Origin of the sequence: Streptomyces amakusaensis (assembly GCF_039532665.1) — a bacterium.
GTDB lineage: Bacteria > Actinomycetota > Actinomycetes > Streptomycetales > Streptomycetaceae > Streptomyces > Streptomyces amakusaensis.
Genome location: NZ_BAAASB010000053.1, coordinates 1 through 8309, shown reverse-complemented (window position 1 = coordinate 8309; position 8309 = coordinate 1). Strand labels below are relative to the sequence as shown.

The 8309-nt window shown below is 71.0% G+C and carries 9 protein-coding genes and 2 CRISPR repeat arrays; of the genes, 8 read left to right on the top strand and 1 reads right to left on the bottom strand.

Annotated features, from left to right (window positions below; genetic code table 11):
- Positions 1–713: 713 nt before the first annotated feature.
- Positions 714–1168: a CRISPR direct-repeat array (repeat unit 28 nt; unit sequence GTCGTCCCCGCCCGCGCGGGGGTCGCTC).
- A gap of 134 nt (positions 1169–1302) precedes the next feature.
- From ABD371_RS35545 to ABD371_RS35535, 3 genes are all read left to right on the top strand, one after another.
- Complete coding sequence (locus ABD371_RS35545; protein ID WP_344486855.1) at positions 1303–2040, top strand: VOC family protein; 738 nt, start codon at positions 1303–1305, stop codon at positions 2038–2040.
- A gap of 118 nt (positions 2041–2158) precedes the next feature.
- On the top strand, positions 2159–2293 hold the full coding sequence (locus tag ABD371_RS35540; protein ID WP_344486852.1) for a hypothetical protein: 135 nt from the start codon (positions 2159–2161) through the stop codon (positions 2291–2293).
- 454 nt (positions 2294–2747) lie between these two features.
- Positions 2748–2930, top strand: coding sequence for a hypothetical protein (locus ABD371_RS35535; protein WP_344486849.1), 183 nt, complete (start codon positions 2748–2750; stop codon positions 2928–2930).
- Positions 2931–3322: 392 nt separating this feature from the next.
- On the opposite strand, the gene ABD371_RS35530 is transcribed toward ABD371_RS35535, so the two are convergent.
- Positions 3323–3637 carry a hypothetical protein gene (locus ABD371_RS35530; protein ID WP_344486846.1) on the bottom strand — a complete coding sequence of 105 codons (315 nt, stop codon included), beginning with the start codon at positions 3635–3637 and terminating at the stop codon, positions 3323–3325.
- Positions 3638–3829: 192 nt separating this feature from the next.
- On the opposite strand from ABD371_RS35530, the gene ABD371_RS35525 reads away from it, so the two are divergent.
- The 5 genes from ABD371_RS35525 to ABD371_RS35505 all read left to right on the top strand — a co-directional run bounded on the left by ABD371_RS35525 (position 3830) and on the right by ABD371_RS35505 (position 6952).
- Positions 3830–4372 carry a hypothetical protein gene (locus tag ABD371_RS35525; RefSeq protein WP_344486843.1) on the top strand — a complete coding sequence of 181 codons (543 nt, stop codon included), beginning with the start codon at positions 3830–3832 and terminating at the stop codon, positions 4370–4372.
- Positions 4373–5017: 645 nt separating this feature from the next.
- Positions 5018–5440, top strand: a complete 423-nt coding sequence (locus ABD371_RS35520) for an Imm21 family immunity protein (protein WP_344486840.1) — start codon at positions 5018–5020, stop codon at positions 5438–5440.
- Positions 5441–5590: 150 nt separating this feature from the next.
- Positions 5591–5719 (top strand): hypothetical protein, encoded by a 129-nt coding sequence (locus ABD371_RS35515; RefSeq protein ID WP_344486838.1) that lies wholly within the window; start codon positions 5591–5593, stop codon positions 5717–5719.
- Positions 5716–6120 (top strand): DUF6221 family protein, encoded by a 405-nt coding sequence (locus tag ABD371_RS35510; protein WP_344486835.1) that lies wholly within the window; start codon positions 5716–5718, stop codon positions 6118–6120. The genes ABD371_RS35515 and ABD371_RS35510 overlap by 4 nt, the downstream gene beginning before the upstream one ends.
- Before the next feature lie 184 nt (positions 6121–6304).
- Entirely contained in the window at positions 6305–6952 is a 648-nt protein-coding gene (locus ABD371_RS35505; protein WP_344486832.1) for a DUF6461 domain-containing protein, read from the top strand.
- A gap of 807 nt (positions 6953–7759) precedes the next feature.
- Positions 7760–8091: a CRISPR direct-repeat array (repeat unit 26 nt; unit sequence CTGCCCCGCCCGCGCGGGGGTCGTTC).
- Positions 8092–8309 lie beyond the last annotated feature (218 nt).

The following is an 8309-nucleotide window of genomic DNA, read 5'->3' as shown; positions in this document are numbered from 1 at the left end:
CACCACGCTCTTCTGCCGCTCCGTCAACCCGGCCGAAAGCCGCCCCCCGTACCCGAGCCCGGGCGGGAGCGAACTCCGGGACACGCCACACACCAGGCACCCACTGGGCGCGGGAAACTACGGCGAGAGCGGCCCCGATCCGTTCAGCGCGGGGCAGTGACCTCGGGCCGTTCGAGGTGTGTGGCCGGTGCCGGACCGAGGCGGCCATCGTGGAAGCCGGGCCGGTGACCGTCACCGCCGAGGTCCGGACATCGCTGGCGGCAGGCATCGTACGCACCTGGCACGGGCTCCCGAGGCTCGGTGGACCCAGGCGAGCTGGACACGGACCAGCCCCGGCAGTGCCCGTGCTCGCCCACGCCGAACTCCAAGCGTGCGAGCGGGCGCTGCCGGAGTACCGCACCAGCCCCCTCGGGCGTACCAAGGAAGCCGAGGTGGGCCCGCAGGGTACCGGGCCGAGCAGAACCTGTACCGGTGCAAGCACAGCCCGAACCCCACGGACGCCATCGCCGCCGCGAGCAAGGCCCCGACTCGGCGAGGGAACGCACCGCGCGGTGAGAACCGGCATCCGCCGACGCGACCGCCATTCCGACGGATACGGTGCTGTCCAGAGCCCGGCACCACTTGACGCTGACACACCAGCAGAATCTGGGACGGTCGTGAAGCATGTAAAGGAAAACAGCATGATCACGCGACAACGCCCCAGGTCACGAAGTGTCGTCCCCGCCCGCGCGGGGGTCGCTCGTGCAGAGCGGGGTCAAGGCCCCTGCCAACTACGTCGTCCCCGCCCGCGCGGGGGTCGCTCGGGCGAACTCTGTCGTGCCGTCAGTGACGGTCGGTCGTCCCCGCCCGCGCGGGGGTCGCTCGCCGCGCTTGGGCAGCGCCTCCAGCAGGGCTTCGTCGTCCCCGCCCGCGCGGGGGTCGCTCGCCAACGCTCATATTCGGAGCGGCGGATGCGAAGTCGTCCCCGCCCGCGCGGGGGTCGCTCATGGCCTCCTCCCTCACCGCCCACGCCTCCCACGTCGTCCCCGCCCGCGCGGGGGTCGCTCCCGACCGGGGTTGAGCGCCGCGGCTGCCGGCTGGTCGTCCCCGCCCGCGCGGGGGTCGCTCTGACAGGGCGCAGGCCAGGATGGTTTTCGATGCGTCTTCCCCGCCCGTGTGGGGGTCGCTCGCCGCGCGGGCAGCGGCGGCCGGCGTTCACCCGCGCAGGGAGCGACCGAGCCGGCGGCAACAGTGCGCGGAGCGGTGGCTCGGCACCCTGGAACTCCACTGAAACTGGCCAACTCCGAATCTAGGATCTGCGGCATGGCAACACGACTCGTGCAGATCAACATGAAGGCCCAGGACGACGCCGCGCTCGGCCGGTTCTGGGCGGAGGCACTCGGTTGGGGTGTCGACAGCGAGGGCCCCGGCGTGACCAACCTCGAACCGGCCGGCTTCGCCTACCCCGACCCCGCGGCTGTCTGCATCGACCTCATCGCCCGCCCAGAACCCAAGACGGTGAAGAACCGGGTGCACCTCGACCTGGCCACCACCTCGACGGCCCATCAGGCGGAGCTGGTCGCACGCCTGAAGGACCTCGGCGCGACAATCGCCGACGTGGGGCACGGCGACGTCCCCTGGACAGTCATGGCCGACCCGGAGGGCAACGAGTTCTGCGTCCTGGAGCCCCGGGAGATCTACCGGGACACCGGACCGATCGCCGCAGTGGTGGTCGACTGCACCGACCCGCGGGCGATGGCCCGGTTCTGGGGCGAGGCAATGGACTGGACGGTGCACGAGACCGCCGACGACCACGCGACCATGCGTTCCGCCCACGGCGTCGGCCCCTACCTGGAGTTCGTCCGCACCCCCGACACCAAGAGCGGGTGGAACCGCATCCACCTGGACATCAGCCCCTACCGCGGTGACAACCCGGCAACCGAGGAGGCCAGGCTGCGCGCTCTGGGCGCCTCCGACCCGGGCATCGACCAGTCAGCCATCTCCTGGCGGATCCTGACCGACCCGGAGGGCAACGAGTTCTGCCTGCTCAGCCCCCGTTAGCCCCGCCCCGCCCCAGGTCGATCGCCTGCTCAACCACCACTACGCCCAGGCCCCCGGGGCCGCCCGACCAGACGGCCCGGGGGCTTGAGGGCTTGGAGGCTTGGGGCTGCGCGAGGCTGTGATCGAGATCCAATCGACGAACCCGCTGGAGCGGATCACCCTCCAGGTCAAACACCGCACCGACGTCGTCTACGGTGGTGGCCGACGTCGACAACACCGCAGCAGCACCCGGGAGCTGTCCTGGAGCAGGTAAACGAAAACAGCATGATCACGTGACAACACCCCAGGTTGTCCTCCCCGCCCGCGCGGGGGTCGTTCTGTACGCGGCGGGCTGGTGTCGGCGTGGGGCTAGTCCTCCCCGCCCGCGCGGGGGTCGTTCGTTCCGCTGCGTACGCCGCGCCATCGACCTCATGTCCTCCCCGCCCGCGCGGGGGTTGTCCCTAAGGGGACATAGTGCACAGATACAAGGTCTGGTCCGCCCCGCCCGCGCGGGGGTCGCTCGACGTCCCTGAGGCTGTGTGTCAGATCGCTCAGGTTGTCCCCGTCCACGCGGGGTCGCTTGCACACAGCCCGGTCGGCAGGGGTGTGTGGCTGGTGCCGGACCGAGGCGGCGAACGTGGAGGCCGGGCTGGTCGCCGCCGCCGCCGAGGTCCGGACGTCGCTGGCGGCCGGCAGCGAGCGCACCCGGCACGAGTTCCCTGGGCTTGGTGGATCCGGACGAGCTGGACACAGGTCCGGCCGCAGCAGCGTCCGCGCTCGCCCAGGCCGCGCTCCAGGCGGTCGAGTGGGCGCTGCTGGAGTTCCGCACCAGCCCCCTCGGGCGTACCGAGGAAGCCGAGACAGAGGCACGCCGGTCGTACCGGATCGGGCAGAACAACCGGTGCCAGTAACAGCACAACCCGAACCGCGCGGACGCCATCACTGCCGTGAGCAAGGCCGCCGACACAGCGAGGGAACGCACCGCACGGTCAGTACAGGCATCCGTCGGCGAGGCCGCCATGCCGACGGATAGGTTGCTGCCAGAGCCCGGCACCACTTGCCCGTGGCCCGCCAGCAGAATCTGGGAACGGTCGTGAAGCAGGTAAAGGAAAACAGCATGATCACGTGACAACGCCCCAGGTCAGGAAGTGTCGTCCCCGCCCGCGCAGGGGTCGTCCCGGTCGGCCCGGCGGTCGCGGTCAGCCTTGCGGGTCGTCCCCGCCCGCGCAGGGGTCGTCCGGTCCCCCGAGGGCTGGGCTGCTGCGACACTCAGTCGTCCCCGCCCGCGCAGGGGTCGTCCTGGCTACGTCGGCAGCGGATCCGGCTGCTTCCGGTCGTCCCCGCCCGCGCAGGGGTCGTTCCCGCGCCCCGCACCCCCGCCCGTCGCGGCCGGAGTCCTCCCCGCCCGCGCGGGGTCGTTCTCCAGTTTCCGGGTGTCGTGTTCGCGCGTGACCGTCCGCCCCGCCCGCGCGGGGGTCGTTCCCTCGGGCTCGACTGGTCCGGTGAACAGCAGACGTCCGCCCCGCCCGCGCGGGGGTCGTTCGTACGACGCCACCATCAAGGCCGTGCTGGAATCGTCCTCCCTGCCCGCGCGGGAGTCGGTCTCTCCCCCCTTCACGTCGGCCACTCCTCGCGGAGTCCGCCCCGCCCGCGCGGGCTCGCTCGCACACAGCCCGGTCGGCAGGAGTGTGTGGCTGGTGCCGGACCAAGGTGGCAATCGTGGAGGCCGGGCTGGTCGCTGTCGCCGCCGAGGTCCGAGCGTCGCTGGCGGCCGACATCGGGCGCATCCGGCGCGAGCTCCCGGAGCTCGGTGGACCTGGCCGACCTGGACACGGACCCGGCCTCGGCCGTGCTCGCCCACGCCGAACTCCAGACGGTCGAGGGGGCGCTGCCGGACTACCGCGCCAGCGCCCTCGGCCGGCTGAGCCGGACCGGGGAAGCTGATGCGGAAGCCAGGCGGGCCTACAAGGCCGAGCAGGGAAGGCGCTGGTACCAGCACAACCCGAACGGCACGGACGTCGTCACGGCGGCGGCGAAGGCCGCCGACACCGCCCGGACCCGCACCATGCAGCACCTGCTCACCGCGCGCCTGGAGCAGCTGCGCGAACAGACCACCACCCGGACCGATCAGCCCGGGTCCGCGCCATGGACGGGCCGCTGCCCGAACTCGCCGCCCACCCCCGGGCGACGACACGGCCGGGGCGGTGGTCGCGTGACCCCCGAGCTGAGCCGTGTCGACCTCGCCCACCAGGCCCCTGGCCGCAGGCAGGGGCCTGGTGGGCAGTCGCCTCCGTGGTCCGCCGGCAGCGTGCCGGTGCGGCCGCCTCGGACCGAAGCGGGTATACGGATATAGGTGCTCGGTGACGATGTGGGTGATTCGGTCCTCGGCATAGACGCATGCAGGTGACCAGGACCGGCGTATACGGTGCTGTCTGGTGTCGGCAACACCGCAGCAGCACCCAGGAGCTCTCCTGAACCCTGTGAACGAAAACAGCATGATCACGCGACAACACCCCAGGTCACGAAGTGTCCTCCCCGCCCGCGCGGGGGTCGTTCCAGTAATGGCGGGGCCAGTCACTGCCGTGTCCCGTCCTCCCCGCCCGCGCGGGGGTCGTTCTTCCAGGGACTCGGCCGCGTCGCCGGTGACGATGTCCTCCCCGCCCGCGCGGGGTCGTTCGGAGCTGCCGATCTCCTGGAAGCTGCGCGCGCAGTCCGCCCCGCCCGCGCGGGGATCCGGTGTCGGCGTCTTCCCCGCCCGCGCGGGGGTCGTTCACCGAACATCGTGGTGATCTGCTCGATCAGGCCCGTCCGCCCCGCCGACGAGGGGGTCACTCGGACCCATCCGGCCACTGCTCCGCGAGCACCCTGTTGTCCGTGCCTGCGCGGGGTCGTTCGCCGCGTGGCAGCCGTGGTCGGTGTTCATGCAGGAGCGGGTCCGTAGGAGACGGTGTTGGGCTGTCGGCGGCACGTTGTCAGTGGCTGGGGGCACACTGCTCGTATGGATCACTCTTCGCGCGCCGGGTCTCCTTCAAGCCCGGGGTCTTCGGGCTGGGTGGAGTCCCTGGGCGGCCCGTTGATCGCCGTGCCGGTGTCCGTTCTGGCGGAATGGGGCGGCTGTTCGGAGAGCTGGGGCGAGGAACCGAGCCCGGTGGAGGACTACGACCGCGCCTGCGCCGTCGAGGGCTGGGCCGGACTGCTCGATGTCGGCACGAGCGGTGTCCAGGCCCTGGTCCTCGCCGACGAACCCGCCACCAGCCGCTACTGGCCCGAGCGGCAAGCGTTCGTGCACTGGCTGGCCGAAGGGGCACGCGCCCCAGCGCCGGCCAGGAGACGTGCCGCTCGTCGAGTTCCGACCGGGAGGCGGAAAGCCGCGGGCCCGGGTCCCGGGGCCGGAGGTCTCCGGTCCCGAGTTGCCAGATGACCGGGCTCCACAGCGCCTTGCGCGATGAGCTCACGGGTACGCTCCCTTAAGGCGGAGTCAGACCGGGCGCGGCCTTCAACAGCCGACTCACGCAGAGACTGGCTGCCACAAGAAGTTCCATGAGAAGCTCCGAGAGCACCGGGGGAGAAGATGGCCGACGAGATCTGGCCGCAGCGCGCCCTTCCCAACGCGGCCCTCGTCGACGAGCTGATGCGTACCTCCTGCCACCACCCTGATCTCGCAGTCACCGACCTCGATGTTCACCCCGACGCCGTATGAGCGGCACTGTCTGGGACTGGTGCGAGTTCTTGTGGGCCCGCATCAACGAGGAGAAGCATGCAGCTGAGGGAGCCGGGCAAGCCCCCGACGGCACCTCACGCCCGTGGGAACTGACCGAACCGGGTGCCGCTCGGATCGGGGTGCGCGCCGGAGAGCACGTCCTCGCCACCGTGTCCACCGGCCACGGCCTCTGGGCCGACCACATTGTCGCCGCGCACGTCGTGCGCACCCAGCCCCGTCAGGCGATGGCCGACCTCGACGCCTTGGCTAACCTGGTGGACCTGCTGGCGCACTGCGATAACCACAAACTCACTATCACCAGCGAAGTCCTCGACGTCGTCAACAAGTTCGCCGAGCGCTGGCGCAAACACCCCGACCACCCTGAGCGGAGGCAGCCATGACGCGCGCCCCAGGAGCTCGTCCTGAACGGTGGTGATCGGTCTTCTGGTCATGCGCTACCGCGCGGTCGCCGTCCCTGAACCGCCCGAGCCGCCAGTGCACCCACGTCACGGAAGTCGGTTGTCAGTGGCCCTACCTAAGGTTATTGGCAGCTGGATCACTGAAGGAAAGTAGGGGGATGAGCGCGTGAGCGACGGAATTCAATGGCTGGTCGGCTTGGAGAACTGGATGTCCAGCGTGGTGTTCGCACGGGGGATATCTGCCCAGGAGCTCGCGCTGCGCATGGGGGCGGACCCGGACGGGGCAACCGAGCCGATCACCGACGCCCAGGCGTGGGCCCTGGACATGGAGGCGTACCGGCCGGACGGCGACGGCGACGGGGTTGTGCGGGTCGGCGAGTCCGCAGGCTGGTCCTTCGCCGTGGAGTACGGAGATTCGACCGGCGGGGACCTGCTGGCAGAGATTTCCCGCGACGAAGTTGAGGCCATCCGCTACGTGCCGATACAGGAGCACCCGCCCGCCACCGTGGAGTACGCCCGCGACGGCGTGGCCCTGTGCAGCTTCGGATTGGCCGAGGAGAACCAGCGCTACGGCGCGGAACCCGACCTGCTGCTTCCCGACCTCATCGCCGGACAAGTACTCGGCACCGACGGGAAGACGCTCCTCGCTCCCAGAGACCCCGATGGGGATGACTACGAGGACTTCAAAGTCACCTACCGGCGCACGTTGGGCGTCATCGAGCGGCGCTTCGGACTGTCTCTTCCGCCCGCCTGCCTGAAGGAAGGACTCCTGCCCGCGTACGCGGTCCGTGGCACCCCGAACATGAGGACCTGACCACCCGGCGCGTTCGCGCTGGCCAGCTTCCCCCGGTCACGCAGGAGACGACATGTCCGATGCCGCGCGCGGGACCGGCACCACGGCGGTCGACTGCACGGCCGCAAGCACCCGGTCAAAAGGCATCGCCCACCCGGACGAAGCCGAGGGCACTCGCGCGGTCGGCCAGAGCACTGTCCGCGCCCCCATGCGGGTGTCGCTCGATCGCCAACATGCTCGTGGTCGTGTCCGCCCCGCCCGAGCGTTGATCCGGGAGTCGCTCGACGCGCTGGGTCTCCTCGGCGACGAGCCGGTTGTCCGTCCCATCCTCGCAGGGATCGCTCGCCCAGCGCGCGGGCCGGCAACGAGCGCACCCGGCACGAGATCCCGGGGCTCGGTGGACCCGGTCGAGCTGGACGCTCGCTGACCCGGTCGCGACAGTGTCCGTGCTCGCCCACACCGACCTCCAAGCGGTCGAGCAGCCCCTGCTGGAGTACAGCACCAGCCCCTCGGCCAGCTCGGGCGTACCGAGGAACCGAGACGAAGGCACGACGGGCGTACCAGATCGGGCAGAGCTGGCGCTGGTGCCAGCACAACCCGAACCGCGCGGACGTCATCGCCGCCCTGAGCAAGGCCCCCGGCGCACCGAGAGAACGCACCGCGCGTGAGTACAGGCATCCGTCGGCGCGACCGCCATACCGACAGATACGGTGCCACCAGAGCCCGGTGGCACTTGCCCGTGGCCCGCCAGCAGAATCTGGGAACGGTCGTGAAGCATGTAAAGGAAAACAGCATGATCACGCGACAACACCCCAGTTCAGGAAGTGTCTGCCCCGCCCGCGCGGGGGTCGTTCGACGTCCTCCGGCCATGCGGCCTGGACGGGCGTGTCTGCCCCGCCCGCGCGGGGGTCGTTCGCCGTACACCTACGCCGACGGCTACGACGTCACGTCTGCCCCGCCCGCGCGGGGGTCGTTCGTACGGGCCGCACTCCACCGGCCCGACACCACCCGCCTGCCCCGCCCGCGCGGGGGTCGTTCCAGGACGTACCGGTCGGGGCGGTGGTAGGCGCGGTCTGCCCCGCCCGCGCGGGGGTCGTTCGTAGCGGCGGGCCTTGGCGGGGTCAGGGAGGGGGTCCGCCCCGCCCGCGCGGGGGTCGCTCACTTTGCGGCGCTGGTCTGACCACTCCTCGATCGTCCGCCCCGCCCGCGCACGCAGGACGGGCTGCTGGTGGTGGCTGTGTCGGTCCAGGTGCTCATGGCCGGACGGTAGCCGCCACTTCGCCAGCGAAGGTCTGGTGAATCCCACCCTCGGCCGGGGATCCTCCGTCATCCTGGATGGATGAGTGACGACTCCGAGCCCGTCCGGTGCACGGCCTGT